The organism is Ruegeria sp. C8, from assembly GCF_056537565.1.
Genome location: NZ_JBQFRV010000001.1, coordinates 1 through 24,039 on the forward strand (window position 1 = coordinate 1; position 24,039 = coordinate 24,039).

General features: G+C 58.1%; 27 protein-coding genes. 14 read left to right on the forward strand and 13 right to left on the reverse strand.

What is annotated here, in order from left to right; translation table 11 throughout:
* Nucleotides 1-86: 86 nt before the first annotated feature.
* Complete coding sequence (locus ACR0KL_RS00005; protein WP_480554345.1) at nucleotides 87-899, reverse strand: MurR/RpiR family transcriptional regulator; 813 nt, start codon at nucleotides 897-899, stop codon at nucleotides 87-89.
* A gap of 176 nt (nucleotides 900-1,075) precedes the next feature.
* On the opposite strand from ACR0KL_RS00005, the gene ACR0KL_RS00010 reads away from it, so the two are divergent.
* From ACR0KL_RS00010 to ACR0KL_RS00020, 3 genes are all read left to right on the forward strand, one after another.
* Complete coding sequence (locus tag ACR0KL_RS00010; protein ID WP_170675955.1) at nucleotides 1,076-1,828, forward strand: beta-keto acid cleavage family enzyme; 753 nt, start codon at nucleotides 1,076-1,078, stop codon at nucleotides 1,826-1,828.
* Entirely contained in the window at nucleotides 1,825-3,141 is a 1,317-nt protein-coding gene (locus tag ACR0KL_RS00015; RefSeq protein ID WP_480776511.1) for an aspartate aminotransferase family protein, read from the forward strand. Before ACR0KL_RS00010 ends, ACR0KL_RS00015 begins: the two co-directional genes overlap by 4 nt.
* A gap of 73 nt (nucleotides 3,142-3,214) precedes the next feature.
* Nucleotides 3,215-3,604: a hypothetical protein gene (locus tag ACR0KL_RS00020; protein ID WP_170675957.1), complete on the forward strand. Its 390-nt coding sequence runs from the start codon at nucleotides 3,215-3,217 to the stop codon at nucleotides 3,602-3,604.
* A gap of 54 nt (nucleotides 3,605-3,658) precedes the next feature.
* On the opposite strand, the gene infC is transcribed toward ACR0KL_RS00020, so the two are convergent.
* The 7 genes from infC to cobA form a co-directional block, all read right to left on the reverse strand.
* Complete coding sequence (gene infC, locus ACR0KL_RS00025) at nucleotides 3,659-4,249, reverse strand: translation initiation factor IF-3 (protein ID WP_480554529.1); 591 nt, start codon at nucleotides 4,247-4,249, stop codon at nucleotides 3,659-3,661.
* 116 nt (nucleotides 4,250-4,365) lie between these two features.
* Nucleotides 4,366-5,217 carry a ferredoxin--NADP reductase gene (locus ACR0KL_RS00030; RefSeq protein WP_170675958.1) on the reverse strand — a complete coding sequence of 284 codons (852 nt, stop codon included), beginning with the start codon at nucleotides 5,215-5,217 and terminating at the stop codon, nucleotides 4,366-4,368.
* 105 nt (nucleotides 5,218-5,322) lie between these two features.
* Complete coding sequence (locus ACR0KL_RS00035) at nucleotides 5,323-5,730, reverse strand: DUF934 domain-containing protein (RefSeq protein ID WP_480776512.1); 408 nt, start codon at nucleotides 5,728-5,730, stop codon at nucleotides 5,323-5,325.
* Complete coding sequence (locus ACR0KL_RS00040; RefSeq protein ID WP_480776513.1) at nucleotides 5,727-6,488, reverse strand: phosphoadenylyl-sulfate reductase; 762 nt, start codon at nucleotides 6,486-6,488, stop codon at nucleotides 5,727-5,729. The genes ACR0KL_RS00035 and ACR0KL_RS00040 overlap by 4 nt, the downstream gene beginning before the upstream one ends.
* The gene (locus tag ACR0KL_RS00045) at nucleotides 6,478-8,142 is read right to left on the reverse strand and encodes a nitrite/sulfite reductase (RefSeq protein WP_480776514.1); all 1,665 of its coding nucleotides are present in this window, start codon (nucleotides 8,140-8,142) and stop codon (nucleotides 6,478-6,480) included. Before ACR0KL_RS00045 ends, ACR0KL_RS00040 begins: the two co-directional genes overlap by 11 nt.
* A gap of 65 nt (nucleotides 8,143-8,207) precedes the next feature.
* Nucleotides 8,208-8,522, reverse strand: coding sequence for a DUF2849 domain-containing protein (locus ACR0KL_RS00050; RefSeq protein ID WP_480776515.1), 315 nt, complete (start codon nucleotides 8,520-8,522; stop codon nucleotides 8,208-8,210).
* A complete protein-coding gene (gene cobA, locus ACR0KL_RS00055; protein WP_480776516.1) occupies nucleotides 8,522-9,298 on the reverse strand; it encodes a uroporphyrinogen-III C-methyltransferase in 777 nt (258 codons plus the stop codon). The genes ACR0KL_RS00050 and cobA overlap by 1 nt, the downstream gene beginning before the upstream one ends.
* 141 nt (nucleotides 9,299-9,439) lie before the next feature.
* Between cobA and ACR0KL_RS00060 the strand changes: the two genes are divergently transcribed.
* The 7 genes from ACR0KL_RS00060 to ACR0KL_RS00090 all read left to right on the forward strand — a co-directional run bounded on the left by ACR0KL_RS00060 (nucleotide 9,440) and on the right by ACR0KL_RS00090 (nucleotide 17,136).
* Nucleotides 9,440-9,919, forward strand: coding sequence for an Lrp/AsnC family transcriptional regulator (locus tag ACR0KL_RS00060; RefSeq protein WP_170638810.1), 480 nt, complete (start codon nucleotides 9,440-9,442; stop codon nucleotides 9,917-9,919).
* A gap of 265 nt (nucleotides 9,920-10,184) precedes the next feature.
* The gene (locus ACR0KL_RS00065; protein WP_170675960.1) at nucleotides 10,185-11,918 is read left to right on the forward strand and encodes an ATP-binding protein; all 1,734 of its coding nucleotides are present in this window, start codon (nucleotides 10,185-10,187) and stop codon (nucleotides 11,916-11,918) included.
* Nucleotides 11,915-13,144: a sigma-54-dependent transcriptional regulator gene (locus tag ACR0KL_RS00070; RefSeq protein ID WP_480776517.1), complete on the forward strand. Its 1,230-nt coding sequence runs from the start codon at nucleotides 11,915-11,917 to the stop codon at nucleotides 13,142-13,144. The genes ACR0KL_RS00065 and ACR0KL_RS00070 overlap by 4 nt, the downstream gene beginning before the upstream one ends.
* A 356-nt stretch (nucleotides 13,145-13,500) precedes the next feature.
* Nucleotides 13,501-14,502, forward strand: a complete 1,002-nt coding sequence (locus ACR0KL_RS00075) for a DctP family TRAP transporter solute-binding subunit (RefSeq protein WP_170675962.1) — start codon at nucleotides 13,501-13,503, stop codon at nucleotides 14,500-14,502.
* Between the two features lie 115 nt (nucleotides 14,503-14,617).
* The gene (locus ACR0KL_RS00080) at nucleotides 14,618-15,295 is read left to right on the forward strand and encodes a TRAP transporter small permease (RefSeq protein WP_170373581.1); all 678 of its coding nucleotides are present in this window, start codon (nucleotides 14,618-14,620) and stop codon (nucleotides 15,293-15,295) included.
* On the forward strand, nucleotides 15,295-16,671 hold the full coding sequence (locus tag ACR0KL_RS00085) for a TRAP transporter large permease (RefSeq protein ID WP_170549035.1): 1,377 nt from the start codon (nucleotides 15,295-15,297) through the stop codon (nucleotides 16,669-16,671). The genes ACR0KL_RS00080 and ACR0KL_RS00085 overlap by 1 nt, the downstream gene beginning before the upstream one ends.
* Nucleotides 16,672-16,824: 153 nt before the next feature.
* Entirely contained in the window at nucleotides 16,825-17,136 is a 312-nt protein-coding gene (locus ACR0KL_RS00090; protein ID WP_480776518.1) for a DMT family transporter, read from the forward strand.
* A gap of 6 nt (nucleotides 17,137-17,142) precedes the next feature.
* On the opposite strand, the gene tpiA is transcribed toward ACR0KL_RS00090, so the two are convergent.
* Nucleotides 17,143-17,892, reverse strand: a complete 750-nt coding sequence (gene tpiA / locus ACR0KL_RS00095) for a triose-phosphate isomerase (protein ID WP_480776638.1) — start codon at nucleotides 17,890-17,892, stop codon at nucleotides 17,143-17,145.
* 127 nt (nucleotides 17,893-18,019) lie between these two features.
* Between tpiA and ACR0KL_RS00100 the strand changes: the two genes are divergently transcribed.
* Nucleotides 18,020-18,931: an isopenicillin N synthase family dioxygenase gene (locus ACR0KL_RS00100; protein ID WP_480776639.1), complete on the forward strand. Its 912-nt coding sequence runs from the start codon at nucleotides 18,020-18,022 to the stop codon at nucleotides 18,929-18,931.
* On the opposite strand, the gene ACR0KL_RS00105 is transcribed toward ACR0KL_RS00100, so the two are convergent.
* Nucleotides 18,928-19,293 carry a HesB/IscA family protein gene (locus tag ACR0KL_RS00105; protein WP_170373584.1) on the reverse strand — a complete coding sequence of 122 codons (366 nt, stop codon included), beginning with the start codon at nucleotides 19,291-19,293 and terminating at the stop codon, nucleotides 18,928-18,930. The genes ACR0KL_RS00100 and ACR0KL_RS00105 overlap by 4 nt on opposite strands.
* Before the next feature lie 206 nt (nucleotides 19,294-19,499).
* Between ACR0KL_RS00105 and ACR0KL_RS00110 the strand changes: the two genes are divergently transcribed.
* A complete protein-coding gene (locus ACR0KL_RS00110) occupies nucleotides 19,500-19,838 on the forward strand; it encodes a hypothetical protein (RefSeq protein WP_480776519.1) in 339 nt (112 codons plus the stop codon).
* Between the two features lie 213 nt (nucleotides 19,839-20,051).
* Here the strand turns inward: ACR0KL_RS00110 and ACR0KL_RS00115 are convergent, their stop codons facing one another.
* The 3 genes from ACR0KL_RS00115 to ACR0KL_RS00125 form a co-directional block, all read right to left on the reverse strand.
* A complete protein-coding gene (locus ACR0KL_RS00115; protein ID WP_170458085.1) occupies nucleotides 20,052-20,414 on the reverse strand; it encodes an SUF system Fe-S cluster assembly protein in 363 nt (120 codons plus the stop codon).
* 90 nt (nucleotides 20,415-20,504) lie between these two features.
* Entirely contained in the window at nucleotides 20,505-20,783 is a 279-nt protein-coding gene (locus ACR0KL_RS00120) for an NfeD family protein (protein WP_170638804.1), read from the reverse strand.
* Complete coding sequence (locus ACR0KL_RS00125; protein WP_170373587.1) at nucleotides 20,783-21,673, reverse strand: SPFH domain-containing protein; 891 nt, start codon at nucleotides 21,671-21,673, stop codon at nucleotides 20,783-20,785. Before ACR0KL_RS00125 ends, ACR0KL_RS00120 begins: the two co-directional genes overlap by 1 nt.
* A gap of 175 nt (nucleotides 21,674-21,848) precedes the next feature.
* Between ACR0KL_RS00125 and ACR0KL_RS00130 the strand changes: the two genes are divergently transcribed.
* Both ACR0KL_RS00130 and tgt read left to right on the forward strand, forming a co-directional pair.
* Nucleotides 21,849-22,760, forward strand: coding sequence for a nucleoside hydrolase (locus ACR0KL_RS00130; RefSeq protein WP_480776520.1), 912 nt, complete (start codon nucleotides 21,849-21,851; stop codon nucleotides 22,758-22,760).
* Nucleotides 22,761-22,823: 63 nt separating this feature from the next.
* A complete protein-coding gene (tgt, locus tag ACR0KL_RS00135; protein ID WP_170675967.1) occupies nucleotides 22,824-23,954 on the forward strand; it encodes a tRNA guanosine(34) transglycosylase Tgt in 1,131 nt (376 codons plus the stop codon).
* The last annotated feature ends 85 nt before the right edge of the window (nucleotides 23,955-24,039 follow it).

A 24,039-nucleotide genomic window follows, 5' to 3' on the forward strand; every position in this document is an offset into this window, starting at 1 on the left:
GTCATGACAAAACGTGCCGTCCAAGACTGCGCATAAACACAAAAACAACAAACCCTAAAGCCCCGGGCAAAACCTCGGGGCTTTTGCTATGGTTTTCTAATCTTCGGTAGCTTTGCAGGTTGCCAATAGGCCCCGGTGTCTTCGCGTGTTTTCTCATAGGCTTCCACGCGGCGCAGGGCGTTTTCTCCGCCAACTGCGAATAGGTGGCTGAGCAGGCATTCCAGAACGGCCATCGCTCCGGAGAAGCTAGAGAAGTGGTGCATCGACCGCGTGCTGATCTGCAGGCTCAGGTCCGGGCGAATACCGGGTGCGATCATGTCGCTGTCCGAGATAAGGATGATCTTCAAACCTCGGTCCGCGGCGAAGCGCATGGTTCGGATCGTCTCGGACGAATAGGGTCGAACGGTTATGGCCAGCAGACAATCATTCGGCCCCGCATCCAGCAGATCGTCGGTTGCGGACCCCATGTGACGCGGGATCAGTTGTAAACCCGGATGGGCCATGCGGCCTGCATAGTGGAAGTAATGAGCGAGCGCATAACTTGCGCGCGTTGCTGTTATGAAGCAGCGGTTAGCGTTTAAGATAAGCTGGATCACGGCGCTTGTTTTCTCCGGATCCATCAAACGTAGGGATCTTGCCACGACGTTCATTTCATTGCGCGCAAACCCTGCCTGAGCGGTGTCGTACGAAGCATCTGTTCGATCCTCGCTCAACCAATCCTGATCCAAGCGGGTCTCGCCATCCGTGACCAGGGCTCGCCGAAAGGGGCTGCGAAAGCCGTTGTAGCTATCAAAGCCCATCCGCTGGGCGAGGCGGACAAGAACGTTTGAGCTGACACCGATCTTTGTCGCGGTCGTTCGGATCGGGTCGAGGCCAAAGTCGCCCGGATGGTCTATCACATATTTAGCTGCCGCCTGTAGTTGCGGAGGCATTTGGTCGATTGTTTGCCGGAGGGCAGAGATCAGAGGGCTGAGCGCATCGGTCATAAAACAGAAGAAAACATATGTTTTTAGAATTGCCAATTGAAAACGATCTGGATGAGCGTAGATCGAACCCACACAGAACGGAGAGTTTAATGACGTCCACCGCCCCAAAACCATATGTCCTTGTTGCTCCCAATGGGGCGCGGCGCGGGCATGCGGATCATCCTCTGCTACCGGTGAGCTTGCGGGAAACCCTTCAAACCGCGCATGACTGCCACGCAGCCGGAGCGGACGGGCTGCATCTGCATGTCCGGGATTCGGAGGGGCGGCACTCTTTGGATGCGGGGCTGTATCGTGAAGCCCTGGGTGAGTTGCGTCAGCAGTTGCCGGGTCTGGAGGTGCAGATCACGACCGAAGCGGCAGGGGTCTATGACGTAGAGGCTCAATTCGAGTGCTTGCGGCAAGTGCGCCCCACTTGGGCCTCGATCTCTGTGCGCGAAGTCGCGGAGATGGCGGATCGGGTCTACGGCCTGTGCCATGATCAGGGGACGCGCGTTCAACATATCCTCTATGATGCTGAGGACGCGGCTTTGTTGGCGCGACTACAGGCTGAAGGCGTTGTGAGGGCCGGGCAGGTGGATCGCCTGTTTGTTTTGGGCCGGTATGCGACAGGGCAGGAATCTGTGCCTGACGATCTGGATCAGTTTCCGCTAGAGGGTGGTCCGTGGATGCTCTGCGCGTTTGGGGCAAAGGAACATGCGTGTTTGCTGAAGGCCGCGCGGCAGGGCGGAGATGTGCGCGTCGGGTTTGAGAACAGCCTGACGGATTCCTCGGGTCAAACCTGGGCGAACAACGCAGCGTCAGTTGCAGCACTCGTGTCGTTGATCAAAGGAGAACAAGAATGAGCCATGTATTTCCGCGCCACACCAAGGCCGAGTTGCCCATCGCGGCAGGCGGTGACGGGTGTTACCTGATTGATGCCGACGGCAAACGCTATCTGGATTGTGGCGATGCGGCCGTGTCTTGTTTGGGGCATTCCAACCACGCGGTGATCGAGGCTGTTCAGCAGCAGGTTGAACAGATCGCCTTTGCCCATAGTGGCTTCATGACCTCGGAACCGGCGGAAGAGCTGGCCGATCTGTTGATCCAACATGCTCCGGGCGATCTGGACCGGGTGTATTTCGTGTCCGGCGGCTCCGAGGCGACCGAGGCGGCGATCAAACTGGCGCGCCAGTATTTCCTTGAGATCGGTCAACCTGAACGTCGCCATGTGATCGCGCGTCGCCAAAGCTATCACGGCAATACGCTCGGTGCCTTGTCTGCAGGAGGTAATGCTTGGCGGCGGGCGCAATTCGCGCCGATGTTGATCGAGATGACCCATATCGCGGCGTGTTATGAGTACGCAGAAAAGCCCGCGGATGAGAGCAGCTTTGACTACGGTCAACGCGTCGCGAATGAGTTGGAGCAGGAGATCCTGCGTCTTGGACCGGAAACGGTCATGGCTTTCATGGCGGAACCGGTTGTCGGGGCGACCCTTGGTGCTGTTCCGGCGGTCGAGGGGTATTTCAAGCGTATTCGCGAGATTTGTGACCAATACGGGGTTCTGCTGGTCCTCGATGAAGTGATGTGCGGGATGGGCCGAACCGGGCATCTGTTTGCTTGCGATCACGATGGTATCGCGCCGGATATTCTGTGCATCGCCAAAGGGTTGGGGGCCGGGTATCAACCGATTGGAGCGATGCTCTGCACGGATAAAATCTATCATGCGATCCAACAGGGCTCGGGCTTTTTCCAGCATGGCCATACCTATATTGGCCATCCGGTGGCGACGGCTGCGGCCTTGGCGGTGGTTCGTGAGTTGACCAGCCGAGACCTGCCCGCCCGGGCCGGTGTGATGGGGGGTAAACTTCAGTCAACGCTGGAAACAGCTTTTGGGCAGCACGCCCATGTGGGCGATATCCGAGGCCGGGGCCTGTTTCGCGGGATTGAGCTGGTCGCGGATCGCGAAAGCAAAACTCCGTTCGATCCGGCGCTGGGGGTGGCTGCAAAGATCAAAAAGGCCGCAATGGCCGAGGGGTTGATCTGCTATCCGATGTCGGGAACGCGCGACGGCAAGGCCGGAGATCACATCCTTCTGGCTCCGCCTTTCATCATTGAAGAGGAGCAGATTGACGAGCTTGTCGCCAAGCTTGGCCGGGCGATCGCCGCTGTGATCTGACAATCCCGTGACAGCCCTTTTTGCCCCAACCAAATTCAGTAGGTTTGACGCGAAATGAAAAGAGGGCGCGGCCATGGCGCAGGATATTTGGCATAGTTTCCGAGGGTTACCCCTTTGGGTGCAAATCTGGTTGGCCGTGATTTTGGTTCCGGTCAACCTGATGCCGCTGTTCTTTCTGGACCAGCCGCAGGGGGTTTTGATTGCCGCTCTTGCGATCACGGGGATGGCGTTGAACCTGCCGATCATGATCGCCGCGCGCGGGATGAGCGGGGCGATGGCCCTGCCACATATCCTGTGCTGGGTACCTCTGGTCATTGTGGTTTTGGGGATGCTGAGCGCAGCAGACTCGCTCAACCCCAACTATGTTCGGTTCCTGTGGCTGCTGCTGATTGTCGATGTCATCTCGTTGGTATTCGACTTGCGGGATGCAGCCCTTTGGATGCGCACCCGGAAGGCAGGATGAAAAAAGCCCCTTCGGAGATCGAAGGGGCTTGGGAATTTGCGGTGACGGAGCGAGTTATTTTTGCGGCAGCGGGCCGATCATCATAATCATCTGCCGACCTTCCATCTTGGGCATATTCTCAACCTTGCCCAGTTCCTTGATGTCTTCAGCAACGCGCTCCAGCAGTTCGCGACCCAGGTTTTGGTGCGCCATCTCACGGCCCCGGAAGCGAAGGGTGACTTTGACCTTGTCGCCTTTTTCCAGAAACTTATAGACGTTCTTCATCTTGACTTCATAGTCATGCGTGTCGGTGTTGGGCCGGAATTTGACCTCTTTCACCTCGATGATCTTTTGTTTCTTGCGGGCTTCGCTTTCGCGTTTCTGCTGTTCGTACTTGAACTTGCCAAAGTCCATGATCTTGCAGACCGGCGGGTTCGCATTGGGCGAGATCTCGACCAGGTCAAGGCCGGCATCGGCGGCAAGTTGCATGGCTTTGGCAGGATGAACCACCCCGACATTTTCACCTTCGGCACCAATCAGGCGGATTTCGGGGGCACGTATCTTTTCATTGACGCGCGGGCCAGTGTCTCTCTGCGGCGGCGCGTTGTGGGGTCTGCGAGCTATGGGTTCATTCCTTTGATGATTGCAGAATTTCGAGGTGGGAATTTAGACGGGTGCGCGCAGTGTTTCAAGCAGCATAAAGGCTTAAAGACTGGAAATTCCCACGATTGAACAAAGGAATCAGCTGGCCGGGACCCGATGGACTCGGCCAAACAGGCTGATCAGCCGACAAATGCTTTTTCGATCACGAACTCTTTGGGCTCCGAGTTTGCGCCTTCGCGCAGGCCGAATTCCTCGAGGATTTCCTTGATGTCCAGGTTGAATGCCAGTGAGCCGCAGACCATCGCTCGGTCGGTTTCCGGCTTGATACCGCCTTCGATCCCCAGATCGGCAAATACAGTGCCGTCTTTCAGGAGGGTGGTGATGCGGCCCATCTTCGGGCTCTCTTCCCGAGTCGTTGTGGGGTAGTAGCGAATCTTGTTGGCAAAGCCTTCGCCCATCAGCTCGGCCAGCATTTCATCCTGACGGATGTTCTCGATCAGTTGGCGGCCATATTCCAGCTCGGCCACTTCGCGGCAGGTGTGGGTGATGATCACCTCGTCATAGTCCTCATAGGTCTGAGGCTCGCGCAGCAGCGAGGCGAAGGGGGCAAAGCCGGTGCCGGTGGCGAAGAACCACAGGCGTTTGCCGGGAAGCAGGGCGTCATGCACCAGTGTGCCCACGGGCTTGGGCCGCAGGATGATCTGATCTCCAGGCTGAATGTGCTGAAGCTTCGAGGTCAGCGGGCCATCCTGTACCTTGATCGAGTAGAACTCCAGCTCTTCGTCCCAGGACGGAGACGCAATCGAATAGGCGCGCAGCAGCGGTTTCTGTCGACCGGTTTTGGGATCAGGATCGCCCATCAGGCCGATCATCACGAACTCACCCGATCGGAAGCGCAGCGTCGCAGGGCGCGACACCCGGAATGAGAACAGGCTGTCGGTCCAGTGTTTAACCTCGGTCACGGTCTGGGCGTCCGGCAGAACGGGGGCCTTTACGGCGGTTGCTTCACTCACGGGCTTCATCTCTGTCATCGTTTCGCTATCGGTCTGCTAAACCGACATCTCCGTTTAATCTTTGATCCAAGTCAGGAAAAGGGGCGAAATGCCCCTTAAGCGTCACAAGCTGGCGATGTGGGGTCAGCCCCGCAGGCGAGCCTGATAGTTGTTTTCTTCCCAGTTGGCGCGGGCCAACCACTGATCTTCGGGCTGGCGCGAGGCGAGGGCGTCGTCGATCTCGACCTCGTCAAAGCCGCTGCGGCGGGCCATGGCGTATTGATCGGCCAGAACGTGCCCTTTGGCGCGCAAACGGCCCGTATAGCCCTTCAAACGCAGCACGCGGGCAATGGTGAAACCGCGACCATCCGCCGAGGACGGGAAGTCCACCCGCACCATCTGTGCGTTGCCAAGGCGCTCGACCAGCTCATCGGGGTCGGTGTCCGAGGCCACATCAAGTGCCACAACATCATTGGCCGCGTCCTCAAGCGTGACAAAGCCGTCGGTCCAGTCATCGGGGGCGAACCCCTCATCCGATACAATTACGTTCATGTTTTCTCTCCGGGGCGGACCATCTTGCCATCGACGAAATGGATGCCGCATTCTTCTTTGTTCTGATCGCGCCAACGTCCGGCGCGGGGGTCTTCGCCTTCCTTGACCGGCGAGGTGCAGGGCGCACAGCCGATCGAGGGATAGCCTTTGGCCACCAGCGGATGGCGGGGCAGGTTGTTTTCGACCATATAGGCGCGCACATCCTCGGGCGCCCAATGGGCCAGCGGGTTGACCTTGATCCGGCCGGTGCCGTCTTCGACCTCGAAGAAGTCGAGCGCGGCGCGGGTGCCGGCCTGAAACCGCTTGCGACCGGTGATCCAGCCGCAATAGCCGGTCAGGGCCTGTTGCAGCGGGAAGGTCTTGCGCAGGTTGCAGCACGCGTCGGTGTCCCGTAGCCGCAGCGCGCCATAGGGGTCCTCGCGTTGAATATCTGCGTCCTCGGCGCGGATGATCTTGATGTTCTTCAGGCCGAGGCGCTCACTGACGTCTTGTTGATATTCAAGCGTCTCCGCAAACAACATCATGGTGTCAACAAACAGAACCGGCGTCATCTGGTCGACAACGGCAGCCATGTGCAGCAGAACAACCGACTCGGCCCCAAAGCTTGAGACCAGAGCCAGATCGTCAATTTCCTCAATCGCTCCGTGCATGACATCATGCGCCGAGTGATGGCGGAACCGGGCGTTCAGCGCATTGACCGTTTCGGTCAGTTCAGCGCGGTCCTTCCCCAGTTCCGTCTGGATCAGGTCAAGCGGCATTGGCCTGTGCCTCGGGGTAGAGTGCAGCCTTGAAGGGCGCCATACCGACGCGGCGGTAGGTTTCCAGGAAGGTTTCTTCAGCGCTCTCCCGCTGATTCAGATAGGTGTCGACGATGCGCTCGACGGCCGGAACGATCTCATCATAGGCAAAGCCCGGACCTGTACGGTCGCCAATGGCCGCGGTCTCGGTGCCGTCGCCGCCCAGAGTGATCTGGTAGTTTTCGACGCCCGCGCGATCCAGACCCAAGATGCCGATATGGCCCACATGGTGGTGACCACAGGCGTTGATGCAGCCCGAGATTTTGATCTTCAGGTGGCCGATATCATGCTCCAGCTTCAACTCGTCAAAGCGGGTCGCGATCTGTTCCGCAACCGGGATCGAGCGAGCCGTGGCCAGCGCGCAATAATCCATGCCGGGGCAGGCGATGATGTCGCTGATCAGGCCGATATTGGCGGTGGCCAGCTCGTGCTCTTTCAGCTTGGCGTGGATCGCAGGCAGGTCCGATTTGTGGACATGCGGCAGGATCACGTTCTGCTCATGGCTGATGCGCAGCTCGTCATAGGCGAACTCTTCCGCCAGATCGGCCATCACACGCATCTGCTCGGCAGTTGCATCGCCCGGCGTTTTACCGTGCTTCTTGATCGAGATCGTGACGATCGCGTGGTCCGCGTTCTTGTGCGGCGCGATGTTGGTGTCGACCCACGACCGGAAGACCGGATCGTTGGTATAGGCGCTTTCAAAGGACGCAACCGAAGCTTCGCGGAAGGCAGGAGCCGCAAAATGGTCCTTGATCTCTTCCAGCAGAGCCATGTCGGCGCCTTTGAACTGCGGGCGCACTTGCAGGAAGCGTTCGTTGACCTTGGCGCGGATGGCGTCGATGCCATGCTCGTGTACGGTGATCTTGATACGCGCTTTGTATTTGTTGTCGCGGCGACCGATCTGGTTCCAGACGGACACAGTGGCTTCCAGATAGGCCAGCAGGTCGTCAAAGGCGACGAAGTCCGACAGTTCTTTGCCGATCATGGGCGTCCGACCCAGACCACCGCCGACAATGACGCGGGCACCCAGAACGCCGTCACGCTCGACCAGTTGCAGGCCGATGTCATGCGCCTTGATCACGGCGCGGTCGTTTTCGCTGCCGGTGATCGCGATCTTGAACTTACGCGGCATGAACTGGAATTCCGGGTGGTCGGTCGACCACTGGCGCAGCAGTTCGGCATAGGGGCGCGGGTCGGCGACCTCATCTGCGGCGGCGCCAGCGAAATGGTCGGCGGTCACGTTCCTGATGGTATTGCCCGACGTCTGGATGGCGTGCATGCCAACCTCAGCCAGCGCGTCCAGCATATCCGGCACGTCGTTCAGTTTCGGCCAGTTGTACTGGATGTTCTGACGGGTGGTGAAATGGCCATAGCCCTTGTCCCACTTCTCGGCCAGCAGCGCCAACTGGCGCATCTGCGAGCTGTTCAGCGTGCCATAGGGAATAGCAACCCGCAGCATGTACGCGTGCAGCTGCAGGTACAGGCCATTCATCAGGCGCAGAGGCTTGAATTCGTCTTCGGTCAGCGAGCCGTCGATGCGGCGTTCGACCTGTGCGCGGAACTGACGGTTGCGCTCGGCCAGGAAGGCTGTGTCAAACTCGGAGTAGCGATACATATCTAGCTGTCCTTAACTGCAGCCCCGAAACCTTGGGGCCTTAATGGGGAGATAGGGGCCAGAGGTCAGGCCCGGGGCTGCGACTGTGTTTCCTGCTTGCCATGGGCATAGTTCGAAGGTCCGGTGCGGCGGAACTCCTCTCGGAAATGGGTGGGTTCGGGGCCGTTGTCACCAGCCACGGCATCGGCCAGATATGCGCCGACGATCTTGTTCGCCTGACGCGCCGCGTCCAGCAAACGGACCTGAGCATGTGCCTCATCGGTGATCAGCTCGGCCTCGGACAGTTCACGCGACCAGCGGTCATCTTCGGTCTGATAGATCACGTCGCCTTCGAGCAGATCGTTGGCAGTGACGACTTTGGGGGTAAAAGCGCGGGCCATCAGGCGTGCTCCTTCTTGAATTCGGTCAGGGCCAGGGCCGCTTGGCGCGGAGCGAGGCCATAAAACATGAGGGCTGGGCCGTCCATCTCGGCAGCAGCCAGATCCTTGGGCAAACGGTCCAGATTGGTTTCCAGAATACGTTGATCAGGGCGCGAGGCGTTCTCGATCAGCGTCACGGGCGTCTGGCGGTCGGCGCCGTGCATGATCAGGCGCCCCTGAATGAAGCGCGCTGATTTCTTGCCCATATAGACCGCCGCAACCGATCCCTCGCGCGCAAGGGCCGCCCAGTCATGATCCGCAAACCCTTTCATGTCGTGACCGGTCAGAAACCGAACCGAGGAGTTGCGACCGCGACGCGTAAGGCTTTGACCGATCCCAGCCACGGCGGCAGAGGCTGCAGTGATACCCGGAACGATCTGCCACGAGATACCTGCGGCCGCGACGGCCTCAGTCTCTTCGTCCAGACGCCCGAAGACGGTCGGGTCGCCCGATTTCAAACGTACAACACGCTGGCCTTTGAGCGCGTGCGAGACAAGCAGCGCGTTGATGTCTTCCTGTTTCCACGAAGGGCCGAAACCGGACTTGCCCACATCGACCAGAACGGCGGACTGACCAGCCAGTTTCAGAACCTCTGCGCTGATCAGGCGATCATGCAGCACGACATCCGCCCGCTCAAAGGCTTTGAGCGCCTTGAGCGTGAGCAAATCCGGATCACCGGGTCCTGCGCCGACAAAATCGACGTGGCCTAGGATATGTTTTGACTCCGACTGCGTCATCTTCTGTTCCAGTTGGTTTGACTTGTCCTGATATATAGGAAATATTCCCGGTATAGCGCCATATGTCGCGCCAAATAAGAACATGCGTTCTGTTGTATTTGAAATTTGGAACGCTGGTTTCGAAACGTAAGGAAAATTGGAATGTCGGTGCGAATAGACGACACAGATCGGAAAATTCTGGCTGAGCTGCAGCGCGATGCCAGCCAATCTCTGGACGAAATAGCGGCGCAGGTCGGCAGTTCCAAGACGCCTGTGTGGAATCGAATCCGCAAGTTGAAAGGGGCCGGTATCATCGGTCAACAGACCGTTTTGCTTGATGCCGAAGCGCTTGGTTTCGAGGCCACGTTCTTTGTCTTAATCCGAACGTCCGAGCATGAGGCCGAATGGCAGCGCAAGTTCCTGAAGGCCCTGCGTGATCAACCCGAAGTCCAAGAGGCCCATCGGCTGGCAGGGGACATCGACTACATCCTGAAAGTGAGAGTCAAGAATGCCCGTGCCTATGATCAGTTCTACCAACAACTGATCTCAGAAGTGCGCGTGCATAATGTGACTGCGCTTTTGTCGATGGAAGAGATCAAGTCGACCACGATGCTGCCTCTCAACGCTTTGGTCGATGGCTAACACGAGTTTGGGGCGCTGCCCTCGCCGCCCCTGAAGGGGCGACTCCCCCGAGATATTTTTAGCCAGATGAATAAAGGATCCCATGCTTCATCTGGCCCTAAATATCCCCGCCGGAGGCATCGCGCGCTAGCGCGGTTTTTCTAAGTCTTTCGGCCGCCCGGAGGCTGATTTATGTCGTCTTTGCCGCGTTATGCAGTCTGGCACGAAGCTTTTTGGAACTTGTGCAGACTTGCTATAAGGCGCCGCCAATGCGAAATCGTAGGACATGCAGCGCATTTGGGTTATCGCCGGATTTCTACTGATGGTCGGAGTTTTGTCTTCGGCCGTATGGTCTTATGGCTACCGGCAGGCTGTGTTTCAACTCAGCGAGAAGGCCGAGGCGGATCTGGATCTGGCGGCGGATCGCTTGACCACGCAATTGCAGGTCTATCAGGAACTGGCGGTGCTAATGGCCAACCACCCGGTGCTAGAAGATCTGAATACGCTATCCGGACGCGCCACCGCGCAGGCTTTGCTATTGGAGGTCGCGGATAAAACGGCGGCGGTCGATGTTCTTTATGCCGACCGGTCAGGGACGGTTCTGGCCTCTGCGCATGAAGGCGTCGCAGGCTCGGTCCAAGACAATCCGGCCTTCACACGCGCCATGCAAGGCGCATTGGGAAGCGCACATGGTATCCTGCCGGGGCCCGACAATCGGATATTCACCTATGCTGCACCCGATTTTGATCAGAGCGGTGCGGTGATCGGGGCTTTGATCGTGATTGCCGACGTTGAGGACATTGAGCAAACTTGGCGCGGCAGCACCGAAGCGGTGTTCTTTGTTGATCACTCCGGTCTGGTCTTCATTTCAAACCGATTGGAATTGTTGATGTGGCAACGTGTGGGCGCAGAGATTGGCTTGTCCCCACCTGATGGCCAGACGGTGTCTTTTCAGGCGCGGCGCTTGGGGCCTTACGAACTCTGGACGCTGGATTGGAGTCCATATCTGCCGCGCCGGGCTTTGCATCTTGTCAAGGAATTGCCAGTGATCGGCATGACCGGTGAGGTTTTGATGGATGTCGCTCCGGCCCGGCGATTGGCCGGCTTGCAGGCCGCGACAGTTGCAGCCCTCTGTTTGGCTTTCGGCGCATTGCTGTTTCTGGCGACCGAACGAAGGCGTACGCTGACAGAGGCAAACGCAGTGCTGGAAACCCGTGTGGCAAAACGCACCAAAGATCTGACGAAAGCAAACGCCGCACTGCGTCGCGAGATCTCAGAGCGGCAGGAAGCCGAAGCCGCCCTTAAACGCGCGCAGGCGGATCTTGTGCAGGCCGGAAAGCTGAGCGCTCTGGGGCAGATGTCCGCTGGGATCAGCCATGAATTGAACCAGCCTTTGATGGCGATCCAGCAGTATGCCGAAAACGGCTCCGCCTTCATGGAGAGAGGGAAATCTGAGAAAGCCGCGGAAAATCTAGGCCGCATTTCCCAAATGGCGGCGCGTATGGCGCGGATTATCAAGAACTTACGCGCATTTGCCCGCAATGAAAGCGAACCGATGGGGCGCGTGGATCTGGTGCAGGTTCTGAACGCTGCTGTCGAGTTGACCGAGGCTCGGCTGCGTTCCGAAAATGTCTCTCTGGATTGGACCGCGCCCGAACATCCTGTCCTTGCTTGGGGCGGCGAGGTCCGTTTGGTGCAGGTTTTTGTGAACCTAATCAACAACGCGGCCGACGCGATGAGCCAGCAGGAAGACCGCCGCATTCAGATCGAGGTTCATTGCGACGAAAGGCTTTCGGTCACAGTGCGGGATATCGGGCCGGGCATCGAGAACACGGAAAAGCTGTTCGAGCCGTTTTATTCGACCAAGGCCGTTGGCTCTTCCGAAGGGATGGGGCTTGGGCTCTCGATCTCCTACGGTCTGGTCCAGAGCTTCGGGGGCAATATCCGTGGGATCAACACGGAAGAAGGGGCAGAATTCACGGTCGAGTTGGAGCCTTGTGAGAAGGAAAAGGCGGCATGACTCGGGTCGTTTTGCTGGTGGACGACGACGCTGCTGTGCGTGAGGCATTGGCCCAGACCCTCGAACTGGCGGAGTATCAACCGATTGCGGCGGGATCTTTTGTGGCGGCCAAAGACCACATTCGATCTGATTTCCCGGGTGTAATCCTGTCAGATATCCGGATGCCCGGGCGGGATGGCTTTCATCTGCTTAGTTACGCACAAGAGATCGACCCGGAGTTGCCGGTGGTTTTGCTGACGGGTGAGGGTGACATTCCGATGGCGGTTCAGGCCATGGGGCAGGGGGCGTTCGACTTTTTGGAGAAACCCTGTGCTGCGGCGGACCTTCTGGCGGTGCTGGACCGGGCGTTTGATGCCCGAACGCATATCATCCAACAACGCGCGCTGAAATCAGAGCTGGAACGCGGAGACCCTGCGGCGCGGCTTTTGTTCGGCCTCTCCCCTCAGGCCGAGACCTTGCGTGAGCGGGTGCGCAGTGTTGCTCCGACGGGCGCCGAGGTGCTGGTCACCGGCCCGGCGGGCAGCGGGATTTCCAAAGTCGCCGAGGTCGTGCATCTGATGTCGCCCGTTGGGCAGGGACCTTTCGTCAAACGCGCGGCGGCTGGGTTGAGTGTTCAGGACTTCACCCAAGCATGCGAAGATGCAAAGGGCGGGTCCCTGTTTCTGGACGAGATATCGGCCATGCCGCAATCGACTCAGTATGAAGCGCTGGACGTGATTGAGCGCGGTGCAGGGGCGCGGATTATTGCGGGCACGACCTCGGACCTGTCTGCGATCTCTGCCGAGGGCCGATTCAACGCCGATCTCTACTACCGTTTGGATGTAATGCGGGTGCGCATACCGTCTCTGGCGGAGCGCCCCGAGGATATCCCGACCCTCTTTCGTCACTATGTTGCCCAGGCCGCCGAGCAGGCGGGGATCGCTGAGCCGGACGTGTCACCTGAGCATCTTGCAGCGTTGATGGCCAGCGATTGGCCGGGCAATGCGCGCTCTTTGATGTCGTCGGCCATGCGGTTTGTTTTAGGGATGCCCGAGGAGGTTACCGAGACGACGGATCTGGGCTTGAACGAGCAGATGGCACGGGTAGAGCGTTCGTTGCTGATCGCTGCGTTGGGGCGGCACAACGGCAAGGCCTCGGACGCGGCAAAGGTGTTGAAGCTGCCGCGCAAGACGTTCTACGACAAACTGGCGCGCTATCAGATTCGACCCGAAGACTACCGTCGATAAGTAGGCCTCCCACCAGCTTTGCCCTCATTTGCATGCGGTTAGAGCTGTCGGGCCAAGCAGTCCGCATTGGCGGACTGCGGGTGGTGTCGAAGCGATTCGGGGGTGATTCGAAAAAACTGTGCGGAATTCCGCACGGCGTCGTCGAGAGATGTGCGAGATTTCGCACATGTGCGATCATAGTCAAAATTCATGTTTTAAACTTAGGTTTTAATGCGCTGTTTTAAAGAGATAAATCCTGACATCCCAAAGTCTGTTACAAATTGTTGTTTCACCGTGAAGCAGTCTGTTCACTGCCGTCTATACGGTGCCGAGATGGGGCCGATGAGACAATTCGAGGAAGTCTGGGAGGAAAACAGATGAAATTCCTAACAACAGCAGCCACAGCGCTGGCTTTGACAGTAACGGCGACGGCGGGCATGGCTGCCTGTGACGACGGTGAGATCGTTGTGAAGTTCGCGCATGTGACGAACACCGACAAGCACCCGAAGGGCATCGCTGCGTCGCTGCTGGAACAGCGCGTCAATGACGAGATGCAGGGCGTTATGTGCGTTGAAGTTTATCCGAACTCGACGCTTTACAATGATGACAAGGTTCTTGAGGCGATGCTTCAGGGCGACGTTCAGCTGGCCGCACCCTCGCTGTCCAAATTCGAAAAGTTCACCAAGCAGTTCCGCCTGTTCGACCTGCCTTTCATGTTCAAGAACATTGACGCAGTGGATGCCTTCCAGGCCTCGGATGCCGGTCAGGCAATGAAGGACAGCATGCAGCGCCGCGGTCTGCAGGGGCTGGCATTCTGGCACAATGGCATGAAGCAGATGTCGGCGAACAAGCCGCTGGAAACACCGGCTGATGCAGATGGTCTGAAGTTCCGCGTGCAGTCCTCGGACGTGCTGGTTGCGCAAATGGAAGCTATCGGTGGAAGCCCGCAAAAGATGGCGTTCTCGGAAGTCTACGGCGCTCTGCAACAGGGCGTTGTCGATGGGCAGGAGAACACCTGGTCCAACATCTACGGCAAGAAGTTCTTCGAGGTGCAGGACGGTATCACCGAGACCAACCACGGTATCATCGACTATCTGGTCGTGACCTCGGTGGACTGGCTGGACAGCCTCGACCCCGAAGTGCGTGATCAATTCCTGAACATTCTGGCTGAGGTCACCGAGACCCGTAACAAAGAGGCCTTTGCCGTGAACGAAGCTGCCAAAGCCTCGATCACCGAAGCGGGTGGTATCATTCGTCAGCTGACGCCCGAACAGCGTCAGGCCTGGGTCGACACAATGAAGCCGGTTTGGGACCAGTTCGCGGATGACGTAGGTCAGGACAAGATCGACGCCGCTCAGGCCATTAACGCTGGGTTCTGATCCCGGTTCAGGCCGCGCGCTGGGGACTGGGGAGTAATCTGCGCGCAGGCCGGGCGGGCCAAACAAAGGCCCGCCCCAACACTCTCATCATCACAAAAAATGTGGGGACAGATAGATGTCTGGTGCGAAATCCGGCCCGGCTGGGCTGGTCGACCATATCGAAGAAACCCTGATCGCGGTGCTACTTGGCCTGATGACGGCCGTGACCTTTGCCAACGTGATCGCGCGGTTCTTCTTCAACTCGAATATCCTGTGGGCGCTTGAGCTGACGGTCTTCCTGTTTGGATGGCTGGTGCTTTTGGGGGCGTCCTACGCCGTCAAGAAACACGCCCATCTGGGTGTGGATGCGATCCTGAACATGCTGGCCCCTGCGCCGCGCCGGATTCTGGCGCTGATCTCGGTGGCCTGTTGCCTGGCGTTTTCGCTGCTGTTGCTGAAGGGGTCTTATGACTATTGGGCTGTCTTCGCTGATCTGCCGCCAACCTCGGGGCGCTGGTTTCCCACGGGTCTGAACTTCGACGCGCGCAGTCAGAGCTTTTACGAGGTTGACGATATCCCGATGATCGCGCCGTTCCGCTTTCTGGAGGACTTGATCAACTACGGCGAATACTACGAAAAGCTGCCCAAAGTTGTTCCTTATTTCATCCTGCCACTGTCGATGTTGCTGCTCGTGATCCGCTTTGCGCAGGTCGCTGTGCAGATCTGGCGGGGTGAGGCGGACCGTCTGGTCGCCAGCCACGAGGTTGAGGACGAGATCGAAGAGGTTCGTGCGCAGCAAGGAGAGCATGACTAATGGACGTTGTACTTCTATTTTCCATGGTCATCGGCCTGCTGCTGATCGGGGTTCCGATTGCGGTGGCACTTGGCCTCAGCTCGACCCTGTTCCTGCTGATCTATTCCGACAGCTCACTGGCTTCGGTTGCAGGCACGCTGTTTGAGGCGTTCGAGGGGCACTTTACACTCCTGGCGATCCCGTTCTTCATCCTCGCGTCGTCCTTCATGACGACCGGAGGTGTCGCGCGGCGGATCATTCGTTTCTCGATTGCCTGTGTGGGGCACCTTCCGGGCGGTCTGGCGATTGCGGGCGTGTTTGCCTGTATGTTGTTCGCAGCGCTTTCGGGGTCGTCCCCTGCGACTGTTGTGGCCATCGGCTCAATCGTCATCGCGGGAATGCGTCAGGTTGGCTATTCCAAGGAATTCGCCGCTGGTGTGATCTGTAATGCCGGTACGCTGGGTATCCTGATCCCGCCGTCGATTGTAATGGTTGTCTACGCGGCCGCCGTTGAGGTCTCGGTCGGGCGTATGTTCCTTGCGGGGGTCATCCCTGGCCTGATGGCGGGTTTGATGCTGATGATCACCATCTACGTCATGGCGAAGGTCAAGAACCTGCCCAAAGGCGATTGGAAAGGCTGGGGTGAGATCTTTGTTTCCGCCCGCGAGGCCGGTTGGGGCCTGTTCCTGATCGTCATCATCCTCGGCGGTATCTACGGGGGCATCTTTACCCCAACCGAGGCTGCTGCGGTGGCTGCTGTCTATGCCTTCTTCATCGCGAGTTTTGTCTACAAGGATATGGGCCCGCTTAGCACCGAAGAAGGTACGCAGAACCTGTCGCTGCTGAAAAAACCCTATGCGTTGCTCACGGCTTTTTTCCACCCTGATACCAAGCACACGCTGTTCGAGGCCGGCAAGCTGACCGTCACGCTGTTGTTCGTGATCGCCAACGCGCTGATCCTCAAGCATGTGCTGACGGATGAGCAAGTGCCGCAGCATATCGCCAGCGCCATGCTGTCGGCCGGGCTGGGTCCGGTGACCTTCCTGATCGTGGTGAACGTGATCCTGCTGATCGGCGGTCAGTTCATGGAGCCTTCGGGTCTGCTGGTGATCGTGGCGCCTTTGGTGTTCCCAATTGCGATCGAGCTGGGCATCGATCCGATCCATCTGGGCATTATCATGGTCGTCAACATGGAGATCGGGATGATCACACCTCCGGTCGGGCTGAACCTGTTCGTGACCTCGGGCGTTGCCGGTATGCCGATGATGGGCGTCGTGAAGGCCGCGCTTCCGTTCCTGGCTGTTCTGTTCGTCTTCCTGATTATGGTGACGTATATCCCGTGGATATCGACCTTCCTGCCCAACACCTTCATGGGACCGGAAATCATAACGAACTAGAAATGGCTATCGAGTGCGAACCGGGCGAGTTTTCTCGCCCGGTTTTTTCGCGCCTTGAAGAAGGGTGCAGAGTACCTAACTAGAGCGTCAGAGGACGACCTCCCCACAAAGGGTGATCATTCGGGACGACTCGAAATCCAAAAGGGGTCCTCGATGTCCTGGATTTTTCTTTTACTTGCCGGCCTGTTGGAAATTGTCTGGGCCGTTGCCATGAAGCAATCGGCCGGTTTCACACGGATTTGGCCCACGGCTGTGATGGGCGTTTCAATGATCGGGTCCTTCGCGTTACTGGCGCTCGCGATGCGAACCCTGCCTTTGGGGACGGCGTATGTGATCTGGACCGGCATTGGTGCGGTTGGCGCGTTTCTTGTTGGCATCATGTTTCTGGGTGAAGCCGTGACCGCCACGCGTATATGCGCAGCGGTTCTGATTGTCGCGGGCCTAATCACGATGAAACTGGCCTGAGGGTCCTCAGGCGGTTTCCAGTGCTTCAACGATGCCCGAGAAATCGGCTGCTTTCAGGCTTGCCCCACCGACCAACGCGCCATCCACATTGGACACGCCGAAAATCTCGGCCGCGTTGGAAGGTTTGACTGAACCACCATAGAGCAGACGCACCGAGCGCCCGACTCCCTCGCCAAAGCGACGCTCAAGCCGGGCGCGGATGAAGTCATGGACCTCGCCGATCTCGTCCAAAGTCGGTACCTTGCCGGTGCCGATGGCCCAGATCGGCTCATAGGCGACAATCAGGTTCTCACCGGTAGAGCGGTCCGGGATCGACCCCGACATCTGACCTCCGATGATATCCAGCGTATTGGCGGCCTCGCGCTGCTCAAGGCTTTCGCCGACGCAGATGATCGCCTCGAGGCCAGCCTCCATCACGGCGTTGGCCTTGGCGCGCACATCTTCGTTCTGCTCGCCATGGTCCTCGCGCCGTTCGGAATGGCCCAGGATCACGGCCGTAGCTCCGGCGTCTTTCAGCATCTCGGCGCTGGTATCGCCGGTATGCGCGCCCGAGGGTGCGGAGTGGCAATCCTGTCCACCGACGGCAACGCCCGTGCCTTGGGTGCGTTCCGCGGCCCGGTGCAACAGCGTGGCAGGCGGACAGATCAGCACATCGACGCTGGGCGAGGGGTGCTTCGCGGCGAGCGCGTCCAACTCGCTCAGCGCCGCGCTGGTTCCGTTCATTTTCCAGTTTCCAGCCGCCAGTTTGCGCCGCATCTCCGCGTCTCCCTTGTCGCTATCTTGAGGTTTTTCCATGCGATATCACCCTTGGTCCGGCCTTACAATTCCGGTTGCAGTTCCGGTGTTGGAAAGGCAGGGTCCGCGCAGCGAATCCGAGGGCGCCATGATCGACAAACTCAACCTTGAAAAATTGGACAATCAGGACATTGATGAGCTTGCCAGATTGCTGCGGGCCGTCGGGCAAGTGGGGTTTCTGACCGTCGGCAACACCGGGCTTGGCGCTGAGCGGGTTCAGGACGTCATCGAGGCCTACCGCGCCTTTTTCCATTTGCCTGTGCAGGCGAAGAAGTCGGTCGATATGGCGTCAACTGGCTCGAACCGGGGTTGGGGCGCGCCGAAATCCGAACAGGTCGATCCAAACGCAAATCCCGATTTCAAGGAAGTGTTCGATTGCGGCTTTGAGCTGCCGCCGGAAAACCCTTATCGCGCTGAGAATCTCAACGTCTATGCCCCTAACCTTTGGCCCACGAAGCCCGAGGGGTTCCGAGAAGCTATTCAGTTCTACTACACCGACGCCTGCGATGTCGCGATGCGTGTTCTGCGCGCAATTGCGGTTGCTCTGGGGCGCGGCTCGGACAGTTTTGACGACGCTTTTGACACGCCCATGGCTTTGCTGCGCGGCAACTACTACCCGCAGCGCCCAGATTGGGCCGGAGAGAAGGATTTCGGAATCGGCGCGCATACCGACTATGGCTGCGTGACCCTTTTGGCGACCGATGGCACGGCGGGGCTTGAGGTGCGGATGCCCGATGGCAGCTGGGTAAAAGTCGAAGCCGAACCGGGCGTGTTCATCATCAACTTTGGTGAAATGCTGGAATTCTGGACCGCTGGGCGCGTCAAAGCGACCGAGCATCGGGTGGTTGGCGGCACGAAGGAGAGGATCTCGGTCCCGCTGTTCTTTAACCCGTCCTACCACACGAATGTGGCCCCTCCGACGTCAGATCAGGTGATCACGGCAGGGGAGCACCTGACACGGCGCTACAACGAGACTTACGTTCACTTGAACGCAAGTTAGGATTGCTGGGCGAGGGTTTCGTCGAACTTGATGGATTCTCCGCAGCCGCAGGCGTCGACAACATTGGGGTTCTTGAACTTGAACCCGGATTCCAGCAGCGAAACCTCGTAATCGATTTCGGTGCCGAACAGGAACATCTGCGCCATTGGGGCAATCATCACGCGCGCACCGTCTTGTTCCACGACCTCGTCATGGGGATCGGCCTCATCAACGTAGTCCATGGTATATTCCATGCCCGCGCAGCCACCTTTCTTCACGCCGATGCGCAGACCGACATGACCGCCGGATTTCATCAGGCGGGTGATCTGTTCTGCCGCTTTGGGCGTCATGGTCACGGCTTGTTTGCCGGGGATGCCGAACATCTGAGTCTCCGTCGTCGCCAGATAGGTGTAATTTAGGGTCGTCTTTCGGCAGGCTCAAGTCAGAGCGCCCCTAGAAAATGAAATTTGATACTGAAAGCACAGCCGTGTCCGTGTTGCTTTCGTATTGAGGATAGGCTTAGCCTGTTTTTAGGTGATCACAGTCACGTGCTTGAGATCAGAGGTCTTTCTGCGGAGATTTAAATTAAATGAACAGGTTAAACCGTAAAGTGAAGGTGTGTTTGGGAGCGTTCTTGGCTAGCGCGGCTCTATTGGCTTTGTCAGTTCCCGCTTCTGCCGAGGAAACTTTGAAACGACATCCCATCAATTGCACAACAGCGGAGGGTGATCTGCGCGCGATTGCAGCCGAGAAGAAACATGCTGAGGACCAGCAATTAGAAAGCGTTGCAGCCATAACGCCGGCAGGTGCTTTGCTTGGGTTGGTGACGGGGACCGAGAACAAGAGATTGCAGATGCTTTCCGGTGACTACATCAAGCAACTCGATGCGCGATCGGATGAAATCAAGGCCAAGTGCGGGGTAAGTTAGGTCTTAAAAAAAAGACCGCCCTCGGGCAAGGGCGGTCCAATTTCGGGGCCGGTATCATGGGGGGCGGTGTCTTCCAGTCAGGCCCATTTGCGAGAGCGTTTGGGAATACAAACACTTGCGCCGCATGTGTCCCGCAGTACTGTGACAGTAGCTCTACACTTTGGTAACAGAAGGGTTAACCTTTTGTGACAAAGGCTTAGCTGGGAGCTTGTGCTACATGAAGCCCAGTTCAAGTCGCGCTTCGTCTGACATCATCTCCATGCCCCAGGGCGGTTCCCAGGTCAGTTCGACGTCGACTTCTTTCACGCCAGCAACGGGTTCGATGGCTTCCATGATCCAGCCTGGCATGTCTCCGGCGACGGGGCAGCCCGGGGCGGTCAGAGTCATGATCACCTTGACAGCGTTGTCGTCTTTGATGTCGATCGTATAGATCAGGCCCAGGTCGTAGATATTGACCGGAATTTCCGGGTCAAAGACCGTCCGGCACGCTTCGACCACCTGATCATACAGTGGGTGTTCTATGCTCGATGGCGCAATCAAGGGTGTGCCTTCTAACTGTTCACTCGGGTGAGTCATCTTTGCCTCGGGTCAGTTGCCTGAGTATTTATATAGGGAACAGGTCTTGCAGCGTCCAGTCGTGCAATGACTCTTGGGCACTGCCTGTGCTTAGTCGTTGATATCACGTTCAAACGTTTTCACTTGCCCATGCGGGTGCGCGAATGTCTTACGCAGGGCCAGCCATGCGACCAGCGACAGAACTGCGAAGATCAGCATCAGAACCGGCAGAGAGGGCGCAAGACCCGGGATCAGAAGCAGCAGGCCAGTGCCCGCTGCCCCGATAGCGAATCCGAGAAAGATGAACCCGGGCAGGACGATCTCGAGAATGCCGAGCGCCAGAGCGCCCGCCATCCAGATCCACCACGTCATCCAAAACGGGTCAGCCATCATTTAACCCCTTTAAGCATTTTGAACGCATCGCCAAACGCCTCAAGCGCATTGGCCGGCACAACAATCGTCTGCTTACCTGTACCATTGCCCAAAGCATTCAGCGATTCCACCTGTTTCAGAGCGACCTGGTACTGAGCGGCCTCGATGCCGTTGTCCTGAATTGCTTTGGCAACCACGCCAGTTGCGTAGGCTTCGGCTTCGGCCTCAATGCGGCGGGCCTTTGCGGTTTGCTCGGCCGCGTAGAGTTCGGCGTCCGCCTGCAGCTCGACCGCGCGTTTCTGACCTTCTGCCTCAGTGACCTGAGCGCGACGCGCGCGTTCAGCGTTCAACTGCTGCAGCATCGCATCGCGGGTGGCCTGATCCAGGTTCACGTCCAGAATCTCGGCCCGGGTCACTTCGATTCCCCAGTCGTCGACCGCGGTTTCGACGCTGGCCTGAATCTGCGCGATCAACTGGGCGCGGTTCGATTGGACCTCATCCAGGTCCATCTTGCCGATTTCAGCCCGCACGATACCCGCGACCGTGGTCGCAATCGCGCCGTCCACATCACGGATACGGTAGACAGTCTTTTCCGGCTCGAGAATGCGATAGAAGACCGAGGTATCGATCTGTACCAGCACGTTATCCTTGGTAATCGCGTCCTGCGTTGCGTTGGGCAGCTGGCGCTCAAGAATGGATATCTTGTGACGTGCAACATCCAGAAACGGAACGATAAAGTTGATCCCCGGCCCAAGGACTGAGTGCAGGCGCCCGAACCGCTCCACCACATACTTCTCAGATTGGGGAACGATTTTGATACCTTTGAAAATGACGACCACCACCAGAATGGCGGCCAACAGGTAAATGATATTCGACGAAAGCAATCCGATGATCTGCTCTTCTGTCATAACTGTCCTCTTTTATTGTGTACTATAGTATACATTTGGGGATTGAGTCGCCCGAATTCAACTCTGGTATGGCGGGAACCGGGGTGGTTGCAAATCCGGAATGCTTGAAACTGACTACCGAAACAAGCGACAGTGACCGCTTTGCATCTGTGAATGCTTGCGCTATCGGGTGAGGATGAAACTGATAATCGACACAGACCCCGGCATCGATGATGCAATGGCGATTGCCTACGCTGCGGCCGCACCCGAGATTGACCTGATCGGGCTGACCACCGTTTTCGGAAACACCCATGTCCATCAATCCAGTCGCAATGCGCGCTATCTGGTTGATAAGCTTGGACTAGCTATCCCTGTGGCGCAGGGCGCGCCCTTTGCCTATGGCGAGGACGACCATAGCCCATCCGAGCACGTACACGGACCCGAAGGCTTTGGTGATCTGACCGATATCCCCGAGATTGGGCAGAACCACGACCTGAACGCGGCCGCTTTTCTGGTCGACATGGCCCGTCAACATCTCGGAGAGCTTGTCGTGTGTGCGGTCGGCCCGTTGACCAATATCGCGGACGCAATGGCTCTGGATCCCGAATTCGCCTCGAACCTCAAACGTCTGGTGATCATGGGCGGCGCAGTCTATTGCCCCGGCAACATCACGGAACATGCCGAAGCGAATATCTACCACGATGCCAAAGCAGCCGACGCGGTGTTTTCGGCACCGCCTGAGACTGTTCTGGTCGGTTTGGACGTGACACTGAAAACGCTCTACAAGAGCGCGGATTTCGAGGATCTAGCCCTGAAATCGCCCGATACGGGAGCATTTCTGCGCGATATCTCTCGGTTCTATCTGAAGTTCTACAAGGAGATCGGTGGGTTGGAGGGCTGCGGCCTGCACGACTCGACCGCCGTCATCGCCTGTACCCATGATCATATGTTCGACTCCGTTCAGACCGGATTGAAGGTTGCAACCGAAGGCGAGGCAATCGGAGCCACCGTGCCGGATGAGGGGCGGCCCCCGGTTTGGGTTTGCCGGGACGTTGACGGGGCAGGAGTTGTTGATTTGTTTACGGCCCGCGTGGCCTCTCTGCCCTGACGGGTTGCAAAGAACTGGCGGATCGGGCAAATCCTGCCCGGTTCCGCGATCCGAGATGATGACATGACCCAGCAGTTTTCCTTTGACCTCAAAGCAACCGACGGCAAAGCCCGCACCGGCGTTATCAACACGCCACGCGGCGAGGTTCGCACGCCTGCCTTCATGCCAGTTGGCACCGCAGCGACGGTCAAGGCGATGATGCCTGAAAGTGTGCGCGCCACCGGGGCCGATATCCTGCTGGGCAACACCTACCACCTGATGTTGCGCCCTACGGCAGAGCGGATCGACCGTTTGGGCGGGCTGCACAAGTTCATGAATTGGGAACGTCCTATCCTGACCGACTCAGGCGGTTTTCAGGTCATGTCTCTGGCAGGGTTGCGCAAACTGACCGAAAAGGGTGTGACCTTCAAATCCCATATCGACGGCTCCAAGCATGAGCTGACGCCGGAACGGTCGATGGAAATTCAGCGTCTGTTGGGGTCGGACATCGTGATGTGTTTCGATGAATGCCCCTCGCTTCCTGCGGACCGCAAACGCATTGCCGAGTCGATGCAGCTGTCGATGCGATGGGCGCAGTGCTCGCGCGATGCGTTCGGGGATCGCCCCGGCCACGCGCTGTTCGGGATTATGCAAGGCGGGCTGGAGCAAGACCTGCGCGAAGAAAGCGCCGAGGCGTTGAAAGCGATCGGGTTCGAAGGCTACGCCATCGGTGGTCTGGCCGTGGGTGAGGGGCAGGAGGCGATGTTTGACTGCCTCGATTTTGCCCCAGATTTCCTGCCCACTGACAAGCCGCGCTACCTGATGGGCGTGGGAAAACCGGATGATATCGTAGGCGCCGTGTCGCGGGGAGTGGACATGATGGATTGTGTTTTGCCTTCCCGGTCCGGTCGCACCGGTCAGGTGTTCACGCGGCACGGTGTGGTGAACATCAAGAACGCGCGTCATGCTGATGATCCACGCCCGCTGGATGAAGAGTGCACATGCCCGGCCTGTTCGAACTACTCGCGCGCCTATCTGCACCACGTGTTCCGTTCGAACGAGATGATCTCGGGCATGCTGTTGACCTGGCACAACCTGCATTACTTCCAAGAGATCATGCAGGGTATGCGCGACGCAATTGCCGCTGGAACGTTTGAGGCCTGGCAGGCCAACTTCCATGCGCAACGCGCTCAGGGCGATATTGAGCCGATTTAGCAGGCACCGGCACAATTTCGGTGGATATCTTCCCGGCGCGCCTTGCGGTCCGCAGAACCTTTGGTCATGCTGCGCATTGAGACAC

Bases quoted from the DNA above. Each gene is read 5' to 3' on its own strand.
- ACR0KL_RS00010 (WP_170675955.1), top strand. From the start codon at position 1,076: ATGACGTCCACCGCCCCAAAACCATATGTCCTTGTTGCTCCCAATGGG.
- ACR0KL_RS00015 (WP_480776511.1), top strand. From the start codon at position 1,825: ATGAGCCATGTATTTCCGCGCCACACCAAGGCCGAGTTGCCCATCGCG.
- ACR0KL_RS00020 (WP_170675957.1), top strand. From the start codon at position 3,215: ATGGCGCAGGATATTTGGCATAGTTTCCGAGGGTTACCCCTTTGGGTG.
- ACR0KL_RS00030 (WP_170675958.1), bottom strand. From the start codon at position 5,217: ATGACAGAGATGAAGCCCGTGAGTGAAGCAACCGCCGTAAAGGCCCCC.
- ACR0KL_RS00035 (WP_480776512.1), bottom strand. From the start codon at position 5,730: ATGAACGTAATTGTATCGGATGAGGGGTTCGCCCCCGATGACTGGACC.
- ACR0KL_RS00040 (WP_480776513.1), bottom strand. From the start codon at position 6,488: ATGCCGCTTGACCTGATCCAGACGGAACTGGGGAAGGACCGCGCTGAA.
- ACR0KL_RS00045 (WP_480776514.1), bottom strand. From the start codon at position 8,142: ATGTATCGCTACTCCGAGTTTGACACAGCCTTCCTGGCCGAGCGCAAC.
- ACR0KL_RS00050 (WP_480776515.1), bottom strand. From the start codon at position 8,522: ATGGCCCGCGCTTTTACCCCCAAAGTCGTCACTGCCAACGATCTGCTC.
- cobA (WP_480776516.1), bottom strand. From the start codon at position 9,298: ATGACGCAGTCGGAGTCAAAACATATCCTAGGCCACGTCGATTTTGTC.
- ACR0KL_RS00060 (WP_170638810.1), top strand. From the start codon at position 9,440: ATGTCGGTGCGAATAGACGACACAGATCGGAAAATTCTGGCTGAGCTG.
- ACR0KL_RS00065 (WP_170675960.1), top strand. From the start codon at position 10,185: ATGCAGCGCATTTGGGTTATCGCCGGATTTCTACTGATGGTCGGAGTT.
- ACR0KL_RS00070 (WP_480776517.1), top strand. From the start codon at position 11,915: ATGACTCGGGTCGTTTTGCTGGTGGACGACGACGCTGCTGTGCGTGAG.
- ACR0KL_RS00075 (WP_170675962.1), top strand. From the start codon at position 13,501: ATGAAATTCCTAACAACAGCAGCCACAGCGCTGGCTTTGACAGTAACG.
- ACR0KL_RS00080 (WP_170373581.1), top strand. From the start codon at position 14,618: ATGTCTGGTGCGAAATCCGGCCCGGCTGGGCTGGTCGACCATATCGAA.
- ACR0KL_RS00085 (WP_170549035.1), top strand. From the start codon at position 15,295: ATGGACGTTGTACTTCTATTTTCCATGGTCATCGGCCTGCTGCTGATC.
- ACR0KL_RS00090 (WP_480776518.1), top strand. From the start codon at position 16,825: ATGTCCTGGATTTTTCTTTTACTTGCCGGCCTGTTGGAAATTGTCTGG.
- tpiA (WP_480776638.1), bottom strand. From the start codon at position 17,892: ATGCGGCGCAAACTGGCGGCTGGAAACTGGAAAATGAACGGAACCAGC.
- ACR0KL_RS00100 (WP_480776639.1), top strand. From the start codon at position 18,020: ATGATCGACAAACTCAACCTTGAAAAATTGGACAATCAGGACATTGAT.
- ACR0KL_RS00105 (WP_170373584.1), bottom strand. From the start codon at position 19,293: ATGTTCGGCATCCCCGGCAAACAAGCCGTGACCATGACGCCCAAAGCG.
- ACR0KL_RS00110 (WP_480776519.1), top strand. From the start codon at position 19,500: ATGAACAGGTTAAACCGTAAAGTGAAGGTGTGTTTGGGAGCGTTCTTG.
- ACR0KL_RS00115 (WP_170458085.1), bottom strand. From the start codon at position 20,414: ATGACTCACCCGAGTGAACAGTTAGAAGGCACACCCTTGATTGCGCCA.
- ACR0KL_RS00120 (WP_170638804.1), bottom strand. From the start codon at position 20,783: ATGGCTGACCCGTTTTGGATGACGTGGTGGATCTGGATGGCGGGCGCT.
- ACR0KL_RS00125 (WP_170373587.1), bottom strand. From the start codon at position 21,673: ATGACAGAAGAGCAGATCATCGGATTGCTTTCGTCGAATATCATTTAC.
- ACR0KL_RS00130 (WP_480776520.1), top strand. From the start codon at position 21,849: ATGAAACTGATAATCGACACAGACCCCGGCATCGATGATGCAATGGCG.
- tgt (WP_170675967.1), top strand. From the start codon at position 22,824: ATGACCCAGCAGTTTTCCTTTGACCTCAAAGCAACCGACGGCAAAGCC.